The following is a 14,944-nucleotide window of genomic DNA, read 5'->3' as shown; positions in this document are numbered from 1 at the left end:
ATGACCACCCTCTACCGCTGCATCACCGAGGACGACACCTTGCAATTCTGCCACCGCGTCAGCGAGGCGCTGTCAAAGGGCTGGTCGCTGCATGGCAATGCAGCGATGGCCTTTGATCCGGTCAAGGGGGTGATGCGCATGGCGCAGCCCGTGACCAAGGAAGTGGCGGTCGATTATCATCCTGAACTGAAGCTGGGACAGCAATGAGCAAGACCAATCCGGGCCGTTTCTTCGAGGATTACAAGATCGGGCAGGTCATCCGCCACGCGGTGCCGCGCACCGTGGCCGAGGGCGAACGGGCGCTGTATCATGCGCTGTATCCGGCCCGGCACGCCGTTTATTCCAGCGATGAATTCGCCGCGAATAGCGGGCTGGAAAGCAGCCCTCTGGACGATCTGATCGCGTTCCATGTGGTTTTTGGCAAGACGGTTCCGGATGTCAGCCTGAACGCGATTGCCAATCTGGGTTACGGCGAAGGGCGCTGGCTGTTGCCGGTGATGCCGGGCGATACGCTGCGATCGGAATCCGAGGTGATCGGGCTGAAGCAGAACAGCAACGGCAAATCCGGCGTCGTCTATGTCCGCACGCGCGGGTTGAACCAGATGGACGAGACGGTTCTGGAATATGTGCGTTGGGTGATGGTGCGCAAACGCGGTGCCGATGCGCCCGCGCCCGAAACGGTGGTGCCGGATCTGGCCAAGGTGGTGCCGGCCGAGGCGCTGATCATTCCAGATGGCCTCAACTTTACCGATTATGACTTTGAACTGGCGGGTGAAAAACACCGTATCGGAGATTATGAGATCGGCGAAAAGATCGACCATGTGGATGGCGTGACGATCGAAGAAGCCGAACATATGCTGGCCACGCGGCTGTGGCAGAACACCGCGAAGGTGCATTTCGATGCGACCAATCGCGAGGATGGCAAGCGTCTGATCTACGGCGGTCATGTGATCAGCATGGCGCGCGCGCTGTCATTCAACGGACTGGCCAATGCGCAGATGATCGTGGCGCTGAACGCGGGCGCCCATGCCAATCCCTGCTTTGCGGGCGATACCGTGCGGGCGTGGTCCGAGGTGCTGGACAAGGCCGAAACCGATGCGCCGGGCGTCGGTGCGATCCGTCTGCGGCTGGTCGCGACCAAGGGCGACAGCGCCGCATTCCCGCTGAAGGGCGAGGACGGGAAATATCTGCCCGAGGTGCTGCTGGATCTGGATTACTGGGCGCTGATGCCGGTTTAAGGTGCTGCGCGCAGGTGTCATGGGCGCAAAAGCTGACCGCCCGAGCGGTCGGTCCGGCGTGTTTGTTGCCATGACCGGATGTCTGGAAAGGAAGCCCGCAGCATGATTGCCTATGTCACCGTTGGCGCTGACGATATTGCGGGTGCCAAGCGGTTCTACGCGGCGTTCCTGCCCGCCTTGGGCTACGATCTGCAGGAGGGGCCCGAGGGTCTGAGTTACACGCTGCCCGTTGAGCCGGGGCGAGACGGTTAGCGTGGATCACGAAAGCGCGTTTTTCGCGGACCATACGCGGATACGGTCGATTTGCGGCGCGCGGAATGGTGGCCGGGCCATAGCGCCGATATTTGCCTTCAGAGTGCCGCCTGATTTTGTGATCACGGGACCGCTTTCAGTGATCACAACGGATCGGATTTGCAAAAATTTCGTCAGCGCACTGGTATATGCGCGTGACAGTTGGCAAAAGGGGCGACAGAAGCAACGCCAATTGCCAGCCCGCGCGGCGAGCCTGAAGCCCGCCATACCGCGCCGGACGCGAACGACAGGAGGGCCACTTGCATGGCTGATGTGAACCGGGGCAATCGCCCGCTTTCCCCCCATTTGCAGGTCTACAAGCTGCCCATCGCGGCGGTGACCTCTATCCTGTCACGTGTCACCAGCGTGGCCTTGGTGGTGGGGCTGCTGATGATCACCTGGTGGCTGGTCGCCGCCGTCAGCGGGCCGGATGCGTTTGATTTCGCCGATGGCCTGTTGCGCAGCTGGTTCGGCTTTCTGGTGATGTTGGGGGCGACCTGGGCGCTGATCTATCACGCGTTGGCCGGTATCCGGCACCTGTTCTATGATGCCGGCATCGGAATCGAGATCGAAGCCGCGCAGAAATCCAGCTGGGTGATCATCGTGGGCTCGGTCGTTCTGACCCTGCTGTCGCTGATCCTGTTTTTCGTCTGAGGGGGGCTGAGGATGCGTTATATCTCGCCGTTGAAGCAGGCCGAGGGGCTGGGTGCCAGCCATACCGGCACCGTCGATCATTGGCGCATGACCATCAGCGCCGTTGCGCTGGCGGTTCTGACGCCGGCCTTTCTGATGGTGATCGGCGGGGCCATCGGGCTGTCGCGCGAAGCCGTTCTGGCCTATTTCGGGCGACCTTACCCTGCCATCGTGACCGCGTTGTTCATCGTGGTGGGGATGCTGCATTTCATCAAGGGAATGCAGATAATCATTGACGATTACCTGCAACATACCGAGCGCAAGGTCGCGATCATCTTTTCCGTCATCTTTGGTTACGGCGTTATCGCCGCCGCGGTTTTCGCGCTGGCCAAAATGGCATTCACGAGCTGAGGACAGCATGAGCGAATACGAGATCCAAACTCATGACTATGACGTCGTTGTCGTGGGTGCCGGCGGTGCCGGGCTGAGAGCAACCCTGGGCATGGCCGAACAGGGCCTGCGCACGGCATGTGTCACCAAGGTGTTCCCGACGCGGAGCCATACGGTCGCAGCGCAGGGCGGGATTGCCGCCAGCCTGTCGAATATGGGCCCGGACCACTGGCAGTGGCATATGTATGACACGGTGAAGGGCAGCGACTGGCTGGGCGACACCGATGCGATGGAATATCTGGCGCGCGAGGCCCCCAAGGCGGTCTATGAACTGGAACATTACGGCGTGCCGTTTTCGCGCACCGAAGAGGGCAAGATCTATCAGCGCCCGTTCGGCGGCCACACGACCGAGTTCGGCGAGGGCCCCCCGGTGCAGCGCACCTGCGCGGCGGCTGACCGTACCGGCCACGCGATCCTGCACACGCTTTATGGTCAGTCGCTCAAGGAAAAAGCGGAATTCTTTATCGAGTATTTCGCGCTGGACCTGATCATGACCGATGGCAAATGCACCGGCGTGGTGGCGTGGAAGCTGGATGACGGCACCATGCATGTGTTCAATGCCAAGATGGTCGTGCTGGCCACGGGCGGCTATGGCCGCGCCTATTTCAGCGCCACCAGCGCCCATACCTGCACCGGCGATGGCGGCGGCATGGTGGCGCGCGCAGGCCTGCCCCTGCAGGACATGGAGTTCGTGCAGTTCCACCCGACCGGCATCTATGGCAGCGGATGTCTGATCACCGAGGGCGCGCGCGGTGAGGGCGGCTATCTGACCAACAGCGAGGGCGAGCGCTTTATGGAGCGTTACGCGCCGACCTATAAGGATCTGGCGTCGCGCGATGTGGTCTCGCGCTGCATCACCATCGAGATCCGTGAAGGGCGCGGTGTGGGTGAGGACAAGGATCACATGTTCCTGAACCTGCAGCATTTGCCGCCAGAGGCGCTGCATGAGCGGCTGCCCGGCATCAGCGAGTCGGCCAAGATCTTTGCCGGCGTCGATGTGACCAAGGAACCGATCCCGATCCTGCCGACCGTGCATTACAACATGGGCGGCATTCCCACGAACTATTGGGGCGAAGTTCTTGATCCCACAGAAGAAACGCCGGATCAGGTCTTTCCGGGCCTGATGGCTGTCGGCGAGGCGGGTTGCGCCTCGGTCCACGGCGCCAACAGGCTGGGGTCGAACAGTCTGATCGACCTGGTGGTGTTTGGCCGCGCCGCGGCGATCCGCGCCGGCGAAGTGGTTGACCGCGAGAGCGAGATCCCCCGGACCAACCAGGAGGCGGTCGATGCCATTCTGGCCCGGTTCGACCGGATCCGGAATGCCGATGGCTCTGTGCCGACCGCCCAGTTGCGCGACGAGATGCAGCGCACCATGCAGGCCGACGCGGCTGTGTTCCGCACCGACAAGACGCTGGCCGAGGGCGCCGAAAAGATGGAAGCCATCGCCGCCAAGCTGGGTGATCTGAAGGTGACCGATCGCAGCCTGATCTGGAACAGCGACCTGATGGAGACGCTGGAACTGGAAAACCTGATGGCCAATGCCATGGCCACCATCATCGCCGCCGAGGCCCGCAAGGAAAGCCGCGGCGCCCATGCGCATGAGGATTGGCCTGAGCGGGATGACGCCAACTGGCGCAAGCATTCGCTTGCGTGGGTGGATGGAAACAAGGTTAAATTGACTTATCGCCCCGTCCACATTGATCCTCTGACGACGTCCGAGGATGGCGGGATAGACTTAAAGAAGATTGCGCCTAAGAAAAGGGTTTATTGATGCGTCAGTTTCGTCTTCCGATCATCACCGCCGTTGCCGCATTGGCGGTAACGGCCTGTGTGCCGATTACCCCCATGCCGGGACAGGCGCCGCCGCCCGTCACGGCCGTACCAGCCGTACCTGCGCCTCCTGCGCCGACGGGTCTGGATGCGGCCTCGCGCGCGATTGCACGCACGACGGTCAATGCAGAACTCAAACGGCGCTATCCCAGCCTGAACGTGGCACCGCTGACCGACTGCATCATGAACAACGCGACCACGGCCGAACTGGTCGACATCGCGCAGATGACCAATGCGGGCGTCTCGGGTGCGGCTGACAGCGTGGCTGCCATCGTATCGCGGCCGGCAACGACGCAGTGCATCGCCGGTGCGGCTGCCGCTGCCCAGAACACGGCCTGAGGGACGCGCGATGTCACGGCAACGCATCGGATCGTATCTGTCCAGCCTGTCGGCGCTTGCGCTGCTGGGGTTCCTGGCCGCCTGCGGTCCGGTGCCTATCGATCAGGCCGAACGCAGCTGTCTGCGTGACGCCGAGATGGCGCAGAAACCGCGTACCGAGGTCGCCTTGGGTGTTGGCGTTGGCAACGGCAAGCCGCGCAGCTACGGGGCGGTGTCATTCGAGGTCAGCGGCGATTATCTGATGGGGCGCGATCCGGCGAATGTCTTCGCCAATTGCGTTCAGCGCCGGGCCGGGCAACCGCCCTCGGTGCCGCTTAACGACCAGCCGGGATGGCGGGGCTGAGTGATGGCCGATGCGCAAACAGGTGACAGCGGGCCGCGCCGTCTGATCGTCCATCTGGGCGTTCAGAAAACCGGCACGACCTCGCTGCACCACAGCCTTGCGCGCAATGCCGAGCAACTGGCCGACCGGCTGATCATCCGCACGCCCGAGGCAGGCACGCCCATGCGCCCCCTTGGGCGCGCGGCGATTGCCTTTAGCCTTGATCCGGGCAGCGACAACGAGGCGCGGCTGGCAGAGGCCTTGGCCACCGTGCTGGACGGGTTGCCGCAGGATGGCCGCACCGTCCTGATCAGCCATGAAAATCTGGCCGGTGCGATGCCCGGAAATGGCGGTGAGACGCGGCTGTTTCCGCTGCTGCCGCGCATTCTGGGCGTGCTTGATCGGGTGGCCGCGCCGATGCGGCCGGTTTATGCGATCTATCGCAGGCCGATGGCCGCGTGGAAGGCAAGTGTCTGGGCGCAGGCCGTGCGCACGGATGGCTACGGCCGCACCTATCAGGAATTTCTGGACGAGACCCGCGATCTGCCGGGTTGGGACGATCTGACTGACAGGTTGCAGCAGGCAGTGCCCGGGCGTTGGCAGGTATTTGATCTGGCGGACGAACCGGATGCATCGCGGCCGGGGCAGCAATTGTTGCGGCTGGCCGGGTTGGACGATAGCGTCATCGCGGGGCTGCGGCCGCTGGCTCAGCCCTCGATGCAGCGCCTGAACACGGGCGCGACCGAATTTCTGCGGCGTCTGAACAATCTGGCGCTGAACCCGCAGGCGCGCAGCAAGGTGGCCGATCTGGTCACGCGCGCCCAACCCCTTTTCAACGCCGATCACCGGCCCGAAGGCACCCTGTAAGAGAAGGCACCCCATGGTCCAATTCACCCTTCCAAAGAACAGCAAGATCACCGTCGGCAAGACCTGGCCGGCACCGCAGGGGGCCACCAACACCAAGGTCTTCAAGATCTATCGTTGGGACCCGGATTCGGGCGAGAACCCGCGTCTGGACACCTATACGATCGACCTGGATAAATGCGGGCCGATGGTTCTGGACGCGCTGATCAAGATCAAGAGCGAGATCGACCCGACGCTGACCTTCCGCCGGTCCTGCCGCGAGGGGATCTGCGGATCCTGCGCGATGACCATTGGCGGCGGCAATCATCTGGCCTGCATCTACGGCATCGACGAGATCAAGGGCGACATCGCCATCTATCCCATGCCGCATATGCCAGTGGTCAAGGATCTGATCCCCGACCTGACGCATTTCTACGCCCAGCATGCCAGCATCAATCCCTACCTGATCACCAAATCGCCGCAGCCGGGCACCGAGTGGAAGCAATCCATCGAGGACCGCAAGAAGCTGGACGGGCTTTATGAGTGCATCTTGTGCGCGTCCTGTTCGACATCTTGCCCGTCCTATTGGTGGAATGGCGACAAATATCTGGGGCCGGCCGCGCTGTTGGCGGCCTATCGCTGGATCATCGATTCCCGCGACGAGGCGACCGGCGCACGGCTGGACGAGTTGGAAGACCCGTTCAAGCTGTATCGCTGCCACACGATCATGAACTGCACCAATACCTGCCCCAAGGGTCTGAACCCGGCCAAGGCGATTGCAGAGATCAAGCACATGATGGTTGACCGGATCGTCTGATCCAGCCTCGCGCGATGCGGGGGTCATAAGCGGATATCGGGGCGGCCTGCGGGCTGCCCCTTTTTCGTTTGGCAGGGCGGGGCGGATTGACTCGCGGGCAGGGTGGCTTCAGTGTTTCCGCTAACACCCATATTCGCACCCTGCCGGAGGCCTGCCCATGATCCCCAAGCGTTCAAGTTTTCCGCCCGGCTTCATCTTTGGCGCGGCGACCTCGGCCTATCAGATCGAGGGCGCGCGGTTTGGTGGGGCGGGCACCTCGCATTGGGACAGCTTTGCCGCCACGCCGGGCAATACGCATCTGGCACAGGACGGCGCGCGCGCCTGCGAGCATTATCTGCACTGGGAAAGCGATCTGGATCTGATGCAGCAGGCGGGCTTTGATGCCTATCGTTTCTCGACGTCATGGGCGCGTGTAATGCCGGACGGCAAAACGGTGAATGCCGAGGGTCTGGATTTCTATGACCGGCTGGTCGATGGCATGGTGGCCCGCGGGCTGAAGCCGTTTCTGACATTCCATCATTGGGACATGCCATCGGCGCTGGCGACGCGCGGTGGCTGGCAGAACCGTGAAATCGTCGATCGCTTTGCCGAGTTCTGTCGCAGCGTCTATGCGCGTGTGGGGGATCGGGTCGAGACGGCGGCGACGTTGAACGAACCGTGGTGCATTTCGTGGTTGTCGCATTTCATGGGGGCCCATGCGCCGGGCCTGCGCGATATTCGCGCGACGGGCCATGCCATGCATCATGTGATGCTGGCCCACGGCACGGCCATTCAGGCGCTGCGGGCCGATGGCGCGCGCGATCATCTGGGGCTGGTGCTGAATTTCGAGACCGCTCATCCCGCCGATGACAGCCCCGAGGCCACGGCGGCGGCTGTGCGGCAGGACGCGATCTATAACCGTTGGTTCGTTCAGGCGGCCATGGGGCAGGGCTATCCCGCCGAAGCGCTGGAAGGGCTGGAGCCGCATCTGCCAAAGGGCTGGCAGGACGATCTGGCGACCATTGCGACGCCGATGGATTGGCTGGGCGTTAATCACTATACGCGCAAGAACTACGCCCATGATGATGGTCCATGGCCGCATTCAGCCGAGGTGGCGGGGCCGCTGCCAAAGACACAGATCGACTGGGAAATCCGGCCCGAGGGTCTGACCGAGTTTCTGCTGCGGCTAAAGCGCGATCACACCGGCGATCTGCCGCTTTATGTCACCGAAAGCGGGGTCGCCTTTGCCGATGAGTTCGATGATCCCAAGCGCATCGACTATATCGCCGCGCATCTGCGGGCGGCGCAGGCGGCGATTGAACAAGGCGTGGATCTGCGCAGCTTTTTCTATTGGTCGCTGCTGGACAATTACGAATGGTCGCTTGGCTATGTGCCCCGCTTTGGCCTGATCCATGTGGATTACGACACGATGCAGCGGACGCCCAAGGCCAGCTATCACGCGCTGCGCGAGGCGTTGAGCGGCTAGACGAACAGCATGGCAAATAGGTGCTGCGCGACACAGGGGGCGATCTACTGGCCGATCAGACCCTTGCTGTTCTTCTGATGGCGCCGCGCCAGCCCCTTCGCCCGATGGACCGAGATCAGAGGCCGCGCCGGGGTCGGCGCATCGTGCTGATCGCTCAGTTCAGGAAAGATGGACAACAATTCGTCGATTGCCTTCTGGCCGATGGCCTTGATCGCCTCGGGGCCCAGATACAGCGATTCCGTCAGCGCGCCGTTGGCGATGACCACCTCGTGCTGCTGCAGCAGGAAGTGCACATACTCGACCTGCTTGATGTCATCCGCGACGGCAACGCCATCGACACCAACCAGCGCCTTGGCAGCGACAAGAACCTCTGCGGTGCCAAACATCCTCTGTGCGATCGGCGACCGAACCAGCACCCGGTGCTGCGGCGAGACGACCAGATCGGTGGTCGGGGTGCCATCGCCCAATGCGCCGGGGCTGATGCGGATCGGGTGCAAATGCGAGCGCCGGGTCAGTTCGGCGGCGTCCAGCAGTTTGCGCGCGATCCAGTGCACCGGCTGTGCGCCATGATCGCGTGTCATCACCAGCGAGCCGATTTCCAGCGTTTCGACGGGTACCGGGCCGGTGGGCGTGTCGATCAGTGTTCCCGCGGCAAAGCAGGGCACAGGTTCGTCCAGCTTGCCGACAAACCGCGGAGGAAAGGACGCCTCGCCGTTCAATCCGCCAACGCCGCGATCCGTATTCGTGTCCGGGTCCGTGCCATCGGTAAACGTGTGCACGTTGTTCAGCGCGATCTCGGCAATGCCGTATTCGTTCAGCGTGTCCTCCCAGATCTGGACGTCCAGATAATAGGGGCGGACAAACATGTCGCCGTTGGACATCTGGATGACGACGGCGCGCAGATCGACGTCGGGGCCGTCCTCGATCATCGTTCCGTCGGCTGACAGGCGCTGCGTCGCGACCGTGATATCCATGACGATATGACCAGCATACACCACGTTTTCGACGTCGGTTGATGAGATCGGGTCGCCATTCGCGTCATATTGCTGGATCGTATAGTCGATCAGCGAAGAGCCGCGCTCGATATTGAAGGCGTTGGTACTGTCGGCGCTGATCTGCACCCCCTGCATCTCAGAGGCGTCATAAGTCAGATTGGTGCTGGCGAATGCGTTGGCCTCGGCCAGGCTGGTTGCGCTGCCGGTGCTGTAATCGGCGTTGAACAGGGTCGGAGTGTTGCCAAGATGGATATAGGTGGGCGTGTAGGTCGGCATTGGCACTCGCTGTTTCCACCAAGCTGCAGATTGTGCAGTCGATGATTCGTTAGGTTTCTGGCCTATGGCACTGTGAAGCAAAGGTTATTTCAAAAGTGCTAACCGAGCAAAGGTATTTGGCGTTCGGACCAATGCAATTGACCGAAAAGACAATTTGTTCGCCTCGGGACATCGACCTTGGGCTATGATTCAGTTCGGTTCGGGTGCTGCCTCAGCCTTCGATTGCCGGAAAATCCGCGATCTCGCGGCCGATGCTGCGGATGCGTGACAGCAGGTTCAGACGGTTCCGGCGCAGGATCTGATTGTCGGAATTGACCTGCACATCGTCAAAGAACCGATCAATCGGGCCGCGCAGATGGGCGATGGCGGTCATGGCGGCGGGGAAGTCTTCGCCGGCGACGGCCTTTTTGATCGCCGGTTCGGCCTGATCCAGCGCGGCAAACAGCGCGCGTTCGGAATCGGTTTCCGCGAATTTCTCATCCGCGCCAAAGCTGTATTCCACGCCGTCCTTTTCCTCGGCCTGCGCGAGGATGTTGCTGGCGCGTTTCAGGCCCTGGGTCAGGTTTTGGCCATCATCGGTCTTCATCATGTCGTTCAGCGCGGTGGCGCGGTTCACGACCTGCACGAGGTCGTCATTGCCGGGCTGCGCCAGCACCGCGTCGATGATGTCGTGGCGGATGCCCTGGTCGCGGAGATAGACCTTGAGGCGGTCGTGTAGGAAGGAGATGAGGTCGGATGAGAGCGGATGCTCTTCGAAGAAACCTAATGGCGCTTTCAAGGGATGCTGTTCGCATATTTGCTCCCAAAGCGCCTCTGAAGCAACGGACTTGAATGTTTGTTGCAGGTCCGTTTGGATCAAAAGGTCACGCAACTCTGTATAGGAGTCGGCGCGTTCATCTGCAGCCTTATCGAATACTTGGCAATCGTGTCTATAAAACGAACGATCAAATGCCCGCTTCAAGCCAACACGCAGTTGATTTTCAAGGATCAACCGAGTTACGCCCAAAGCCGCCCGCCGGAGCGCAAACGGATCCTTTGACCCCGTCGGCTTTTCATCAATCGCCCAGAACCCTGTCAGCGTGTCGATTTTGTCGGCCAGTGCGACGGCGACAGAGACTGGCTCGGTTGGCACATCATCGGACGGGCCAAGCGGAGAATAGTGATCCCGCGCAGCATCGGCGACGGCGTCGGGATAGCCTGCCGCCAGCGCATAATACCGCCCCATCGTGCCTTGCAGTTCGGGAAACTCACCGACCATGGCGCTGCGCAGGTCCAGCTTGGCCAGCCGCGCGGCTTCCTCGGCTTGGTCGGGGTCTGCGCCGACCAGCGGCGCGATTTCGCGGGCCAGTGCCGCGATGCGCTCCACACGGTCGGCCTGCGAGCCCAGCAGGTTGTGGAAGGTCACGGATTTCAGGCCCTCGGCCCAGTTTTCCATGCCCGATTGCGCCTCGCGCAGGTCGTTTTCCCAGAAGAACACGGCGTCCGACAGGCGCGCGGCCAGCACCTTCTGGTTGCCCGCAAGGATGGTTTCGCCGTCATCGGGCGTTTCGATATTGGCGACGGTGACAAAGCCCTCGATCCGGCCGGTTTTCGGGTTGCGGGCCGAGAAGAATTTCTGGTGTTCCTTCATGCTGGTTTGCAGCACTTCGGGGGGCAGGTCCAGAAAGCGGTCCTCGATCACGCCCATCAGCGGCACGGGCCATTCGACAAGGCCCGCGACCTCTGCCAGCAGCGCGTCATCGGTGACGATTTCCCATCCGCGCGCAAAGGCGAGGTTCTGGGCCTCTTGCGCGATGGCCTGGGCGCGTTCGTCGCTGTCCAGCATGACATGGGCGCGGCGCAATTTGGCTGCGTAGTCGTCAAAGCCGGTGACGGTCAGCGCGTCGGGTGCCATGAAACGGTGGCCGCGCGTGCTGTCGCCCGCGGTGATGCCGTCCACGGTCAGCGGCACGACGGTTGCGCCGGCCTCGTCACTCAGGATGCAGAGGATCGAATGCAGCGGGCGGACCCAACGCAGGGAGCCCGTTCCCCAACGCATGGATTTGGGCCAAGGAAAATTGCGGATGGTGGCTTCCAGCACCTCGGCCACGATTTCGGCTGCCGCGCGGCCCGGTTTCTCGATGGTGGCGAACCAGACCTGGCCTTTCTTGTCGTCGCGCGCCTGCAACTGATCTTTGGTCAGGCCGGTGGACCGCAAGAACCCCTCCAGCGCCTTTTCGGGGGCGTCGGTGCGGGGGCCTTTGCGTTCCTCGCGCGTGGTCGGGCTGTGATCGTTCAGCCCTTCGACGGTCAGGGTCAGGCGGCGCGGCGTGGAAAAGGCACCGGCGCTGGCATAGGTCAGACCGGCCTCGACCAGCCCATCGGTGACCAGTTTCTTCAGGTCGGCACGGGCGCGGGCCTGCATCCGGGCCGGGATTTCCTCGGAGAAAAGTTCGATCAGCAGGTCGGGCATCAGTCCATCACTCCGCGTTCCGGGGTCTTGTCGAGATATTGGTGCCAGCCAAAGGCGCGGCCATCGGGATAGATCGCCAGGACGCGGTCCACATCGGGGCGGATATCGGCCTGGCCAAGCACGGCGGTGGCCGCGCCGCTGGCAAGGTCATCGCCGATCTGTTCGGCATCGAAGCAGTCGAACCAGCCCGGCGCGTTCAGCGGCGTCGCGCCCGCATAGGGCGTCAGACTGTCGGGCAGCGGCTGTTCTGTCAGCTGGAAGCAGGCGCGCCAGCGGATCGGCGATGAAGTGCCGTTGATTCCCTGAAAATCCGCAACCGGCAGATCGGTCTGTTCGCCATCAGCCGCCGATGTCGCCGTTACGATTGCATCCGGCCCGGCGGGGTCGATGTTTTCGTAATAGCCGTATTCCTGCGCGTACCAGACCCCCGCGCCTGTCGCGATGGCGGCAACAAAAATGGATACAATGGCAACTTTACCCCAGTTCATGCGGCCTCGTCTGCGCGCGCAGCATTGGTGGTCAGGAACAGATCGGCGCAGGCCTTGGCCAGCGTGCGGACGCGGCCGATATAGGCCTGACGTTCGGTGACGCTGATAACGCCGCGCGCGTCCAGCAAGTTGAAGATATGGCTGGCCTTGATCGCCTGATCATAGGCGGGATGTGCCATCGGAATGCGGCGACCGGCGCTGTCTTTTTCGGCTGCGGCAAGGATACGGGCGCATTCATCCTCGGCATCCTTGAAGTGCTGGAACAGCATGTCCGTATCGACCTGATCGAAATTCCAGCGCGAATATTCCTGCTCGGTCTGCAGGAAGATATCGCCGTAGCTCAGCGGGATCGGGCTGTCGGGATCATTGAACGGCATGTCCATGACATGTTCGACCGCCAGAATATACATGGCCAGACGTTCCAGCCCATAGGTCAGCTCTCCCGAGACGGGGCGGCAGTCATGCCCGCCGACCTGCTGGAAATAGGTGAACTGGCTGACCTCCATGCCGTCGCACCAGACCTCCCACCCAAGGCCCCAGGCACCAAGGGTCGGGCTTTCCCAGTCATCCTCGACAAAGCGGACATCGTGGATCATCGGGTCCAGACCGATGGCGCGCAGGCTGCCCAGATAGAGGTCCTGCAGATCGGGGGGCGACGGTTTGATGATCACCTGATATTGATAATAATGCTGCAGACGGTTGGGGTTTTCACCGTAGCGCCCATCCGTAGGGCGGCGCGAGGGCTGCACATAGGCCGCAGCCCAGGGCCGCGCGCCAAGGCTGCGCAGGGTGGTCGCCGGGTGAAATGTGCCCGCGCCGACCTCCATATCATAGGGTTGAAGGATGGCGCAGCCCGTCGCGGCCCAGTAGTTTTGCAGTCGAAGGATGATTTCCTGAAAGCTGCGGGGTCGGTTGGGGCTGGTCATATGACACACCTTTTGGATAGATCAGGCAAACGCCCTGCGCCTTCTAGGCGCGGGCAGGGACAGGGTCAATTGCGAGGTCGGCTTATGCGGCGCATTCACGGATTTCTTCTGGCGGGCTTTCTGCCGGTCGCGGCACTGGCGCAGGACGGTCAGGCCGTTATCCGCATCGAGGCGAAACGGGGACCCGCTGCGACAGCAGAGGCGGTCGAAGGCTGGAAGGCGCAATTCGATGATGTGGTGACCTTTCCTTTGCCGCGCGGCTGGACCGGCATTGCGCTTGGGCCGATGTCGCCCGCTGAGGCCGCCTTGCGGATCGAACAGTTGAAATCCGAGGGCAAGATACCCGGCGACAGCTTTCTGGCCGAGCCGGGCCGCGATGTCGCGCTGACGGTGGCGCCGGCGGTTGAGCCGGATCTGGCCGAACCGGACCAGGCTGACGCTGACGGAACTGACGCCGACCCGACGCCTGCGGAGGCGCCGGCCAACGATCAGCCCGCGACGGTCACCGTGCCCAGCATGGACATGGACCTGAACCCGCTTGGCGCACCGCCGCCTGCGGCGATGGCACCTGACCACTATATGCGCCTTGAGGCGTTTCAGGACCGGGCCGAGGCCGATGCGGCATTGGTCACCTGGCGCGAAACCTTTCCTGATGTGGGGCTTTGGCAGTTGCCCAATGACTGGTTTGCCATCGGGTTGGGGCCGTTGAAGGAAGAGACCGCAACCCAATGGCTGAGTATGTTCAAGGCGGCCGATGCCGCGCCGGGCGATGCGTTTACGGCGACAACCGCCGAAATGGGCACAGCTGTTGTGCCCGGTGCCGCACCTGATTTGCCCGACGGGCCCGAACAATCCGCCGAGATGCCGCCGCTGGACGAGGTTCAGCGCGCGTTGCGGTGGGCAGGCCACTACGAAGGCTCCATCGATGGTCGCACCGGCCCCAAGACGCGCGCTGCGATCAACGCCGAGATTGTCGGGCAGCGGCTGTCGCCCGATCCCGCGACGGCGATGCTGCGGCTGATCGAGCGGCGGGCGGACTGGCGTGACGAAATGGGTCTGGCACAGCTTGATGATCCGCATACCGGCCTGTCTGTGACCGCGCCGCTGGACAAGCTGGCGTTTGATTTCAATGAACGCGCCCTGTCGATCTATGGCCCCAGTGACGGGTCTGGCGCGGCGCTGATCCTGTTCAGTCAGCCGGGCGGTCAGCAGGAACTGGTGGACCTGTCGGGGCTGGTAATTGCGCTTGGCTGGGTGCCAAAGCCGCGCCGCGATGTCAGGCCGGGTGCCATCACATTGGACGGTCGCAACGATTCCCACATTTCCCACGCCGAGGGACGCGTCGTCGATGGCCGCGCCGAGGGCTTTGTTCTGATCTGGCCCACAAATGACGAGGCCAGCCAGAGCCGGCTTGCCGCCGAGCTGTCGGACAGCTTTGCCCGCACCGGACCTGCCGCCAATGATCCACAGTCAGAGGCCGCGGAGCCAGAGGTTGCCGCGCCGCAAATCGTCAGCGAGGATGAGGCGGCGCAGGGCAACTAGCGCCGCGCATTCGCGCCTTTCAGGCGCAGCCCGCACG

At 62.6% G+C, this 14,944-nt stretch carries 15 protein-coding genes and 1 pseudogene; 12 read left to right on the top strand and 4 right to left on the bottom strand.

Going from position 1 to position 14,944, the window contains the following annotated elements:
• The 11 genes and pseudogenes from CUV01_RS17715 (at position 1) to CUV01_RS17660 (ending at position 8,228) form a co-directional block, all read left to right on the top strand.
• Positions 1–207 carry a DUF1737 domain-containing protein gene (locus tag CUV01_RS17715; RefSeq protein WP_101461628.1) on the top strand — a complete coding sequence of 69 codons (207 nt, stop codon included), beginning with the start codon at positions 1–3 and terminating at the stop codon, positions 205–207.
• The gene (locus CUV01_RS17710; protein ID WP_101461627.1) at positions 204–1,238 is read left to right on the top strand and encodes a MaoC family dehydratase; all 1,035 of its coding nucleotides are present in this window, start codon (positions 204–206) and stop codon (positions 1,236–1,238) included. The genes CUV01_RS17715 and CUV01_RS17710 overlap by 4 nt, the downstream gene beginning before the upstream one ends.
• Before the next feature lie 102 nt (positions 1,239–1,340).
• A pseudogene (locus CUV01_RS17705) lies at positions 1,341–1,481 on the top strand (VOC family protein); the annotation flags it as partial.
• Positions 1,482–1,793: 312 nt separating this feature from the next.
• On the top strand, positions 1,794–2,183 hold the full coding sequence (gene sdhC / locus CUV01_RS17695; RefSeq protein ID WP_101461625.1) for a succinate dehydrogenase, cytochrome b556 subunit: 390 nt from the start codon (positions 1,794–1,796) through the stop codon (positions 2,181–2,183).
• A 12-nt stretch (positions 2,184–2,195) separates the two neighbouring features.
• The gene (gene sdhD, locus CUV01_RS17690) at positions 2,196–2,573 is read left to right on the top strand and encodes a succinate dehydrogenase, hydrophobic membrane anchor protein (protein ID WP_101461624.1); all 378 of its coding nucleotides are present in this window, start codon (positions 2,196–2,198) and stop codon (positions 2,571–2,573) included.
• A 7-nt stretch (positions 2,574–2,580) separates the two neighbouring features.
• Positions 2,581–4,383 (top strand): succinate dehydrogenase flavoprotein subunit, encoded by a 1,803-nt coding sequence (gene sdhA / locus CUV01_RS17685; protein ID WP_101461623.1) that lies wholly within the window; start codon positions 2,581–2,583, stop codon positions 4,381–4,383.
• Positions 4,383–4,781, top strand: a complete 399-nt coding sequence (locus tag CUV01_RS17680; protein ID WP_101461622.1) for a hypothetical protein — start codon at positions 4,383–4,385, stop codon at positions 4,779–4,781. Before sdhA ends, CUV01_RS17680 begins: the two co-directional genes overlap by 1 nt.
• 10 nt (positions 4,782–4,791) lie before the next feature.
• Positions 4,792–5,124 (top strand): hypothetical protein, encoded by a 333-nt coding sequence (locus tag CUV01_RS17675; RefSeq protein ID WP_101461621.1) that lies wholly within the window; start codon positions 4,792–4,794, stop codon positions 5,122–5,124.
• A gap of 3 nt (positions 5,125–5,127) precedes the next feature.
• Complete coding sequence (locus CUV01_RS17670) at positions 5,128–5,970, top strand: hypothetical protein (RefSeq protein ID WP_101461620.1); 843 nt, start codon at positions 5,128–5,130, stop codon at positions 5,968–5,970.
• A gap of 13 nt (positions 5,971–5,983) precedes the next feature.
• A complete protein-coding gene (locus CUV01_RS17665; protein ID WP_101461619.1) occupies positions 5,984–6,763 on the top strand; it encodes a succinate dehydrogenase iron-sulfur subunit in 780 nt (259 codons plus the stop codon).
• 157 nt (positions 6,764–6,920) lie between these two features.
• Positions 6,921–8,228 (top strand): GH1 family beta-glucosidase, encoded by a 1,308-nt coding sequence (locus tag CUV01_RS17660; protein ID WP_101461618.1) that lies wholly within the window; start codon positions 6,921–6,923, stop codon positions 8,226–8,228.
• Positions 8,229–8,272: 44 nt separating this feature from the next.
• Here CUV01_RS17660 and CUV01_RS17655 read toward each other — a convergent pair whose 3' ends face one another.
• The 4 genes from CUV01_RS17655 to CUV01_RS17640 all read right to left on the bottom strand — a co-directional run bounded on the left by CUV01_RS17655 (position 8,273) and on the right by CUV01_RS17640 (position 13,365).
• Positions 8,273–9,499 carry a Hint domain-containing protein gene (locus tag CUV01_RS17655; protein WP_232962343.1) on the bottom strand — a complete coding sequence of 409 codons (1,227 nt, stop codon included), beginning with the start codon at positions 9,497–9,499 and terminating at the stop codon, positions 8,273–8,275.
• Positions 9,500–9,710: 211 nt separating this feature from the next.
• Complete coding sequence (gene glyS / locus CUV01_RS17650) at positions 9,711–11,951, bottom strand: glycine--tRNA ligase subunit beta (RefSeq protein WP_101461617.1); 2,241 nt, start codon at positions 11,949–11,951, stop codon at positions 9,711–9,713.
• Complete coding sequence (locus CUV01_RS17645) at positions 11,951–12,439, bottom strand: DUF6446 family protein (RefSeq protein WP_101461616.1); 489 nt, start codon at positions 12,437–12,439, stop codon at positions 11,951–11,953. Before CUV01_RS17645 ends, glyS begins: the two co-directional genes overlap by 1 nt.
• Complete coding sequence (locus tag CUV01_RS17640; protein ID WP_101461615.1) at positions 12,436–13,365, bottom strand: glycine--tRNA ligase subunit alpha; 930 nt, start codon at positions 13,363–13,365, stop codon at positions 12,436–12,438. The genes CUV01_RS17645 and CUV01_RS17640 overlap by 4 nt, the downstream gene beginning before the upstream one ends.
• An 84-nt stretch (positions 13,366–13,449) precedes the next feature.
• Here CUV01_RS17640 and CUV01_RS17635 point away from each other — a divergent pair, with 84 nt between their 5' ends.
• A complete protein-coding gene (locus CUV01_RS17635) occupies positions 13,450–14,907 on the top strand; it encodes a peptidoglycan-binding domain-containing protein (protein WP_198731846.1) in 1,458 nt (485 codons plus the stop codon).
• Positions 14,908–14,944: the final 37 nt, after the last annotated feature.

It is taken from the genome of Paracoccus tegillarcae, assembly GCF_002847305.1.
Lineage (GTDB): Bacteria > Pseudomonadota > Alphaproteobacteria > Rhodobacterales > Rhodobacteraceae > Paracoccus > Paracoccus tegillarcae.
This window is presented reverse-complemented; position numbering and strand designations above follow the sequence as displayed.

Excerpts from the sequence above, each read along its gene's own strand:
- CUV01_RS17710 (WP_101461627.1), top strand. The coding sequence starts at position 204 with ATGAGCAAGACCAATCCGGGCCGTTTCTTCGAGGATTACAAGATCGGG.
- CUV01_RS17680 (WP_101461622.1), top strand. The coding sequence starts at position 4,383 with ATGCGTCAGTTTCGTCTTCCGATCATCACCGCCGTTGCCGCATTGGCG.
- CUV01_RS17670 (WP_101461620.1), top strand. The coding sequence starts at position 5,128 with ATGGCCGATGCGCAAACAGGTGACAGCGGGCCGCGCCGTCTGATCGTC.
- CUV01_RS17645 (WP_101461616.1), bottom strand. The coding sequence starts at position 12,439 with ATGAACTGGGGTAAAGTTGCCATTGTATCCATTTTTGTTGCCGCCATC.
- sdhA (WP_101461623.1), top strand. The coding sequence starts at position 2,581 with ATGAGCGAATACGAGATCCAAACTCATGACTATGACGTCGTTGTCGTG.
- CUV01_RS17635 (WP_198731846.1), top strand. The coding sequence starts at position 13,450 with ATGCGGCGCATTCACGGATTTCTTCTGGCGGGCTTTCTGCCGGTCGCG.
- CUV01_RS17660 (WP_101461618.1), top strand. The coding sequence starts at position 6,921 with ATGATCCCCAAGCGTTCAAGTTTTCCGCCCGGCTTCATCTTTGGCGCG.
- sdhC (WP_101461625.1), top strand. The coding sequence starts at position 1,794 with ATGGCTGATGTGAACCGGGGCAATCGCCCGCTTTCCCCCCATTTGCAG.
- sdhD (WP_101461624.1), top strand. The coding sequence starts at position 2,196 with ATGCGTTATATCTCGCCGTTGAAGCAGGCCGAGGGGCTGGGTGCCAGC.
- CUV01_RS17665 (WP_101461619.1), top strand. The coding sequence starts at position 5,984 with ATGGTCCAATTCACCCTTCCAAAGAACAGCAAGATCACCGTCGGCAAG.
- CUV01_RS17675 (WP_101461621.1), top strand. The coding sequence starts at position 4,792 with ATGTCACGGCAACGCATCGGATCGTATCTGTCCAGCCTGTCGGCGCTT.
- CUV01_RS17715 (WP_101461628.1), top strand. The coding sequence starts at position 1 with ATGACCACCCTCTACCGCTGCATCACCGAGGACGACACCTTGCAATTC.
- glyS (WP_101461617.1), bottom strand. The coding sequence starts at position 11,951 with ATGCCCGACCTGCTGATCGAACTTTTCTCCGAGGAAATCCCGGCCCGG.
- CUV01_RS17640 (WP_101461615.1), bottom strand. The coding sequence starts at position 13,365 with ATGACCAGCCCCAACCGACCCCGCAGCTTTCAGGAAATCATCCTTCGA.
- CUV01_RS17655 (WP_232962343.1), bottom strand. The coding sequence starts at position 9,499 with ATGCCGACCTACACGCCCACCTATATCCATCTTGGCAACACTCCGACC.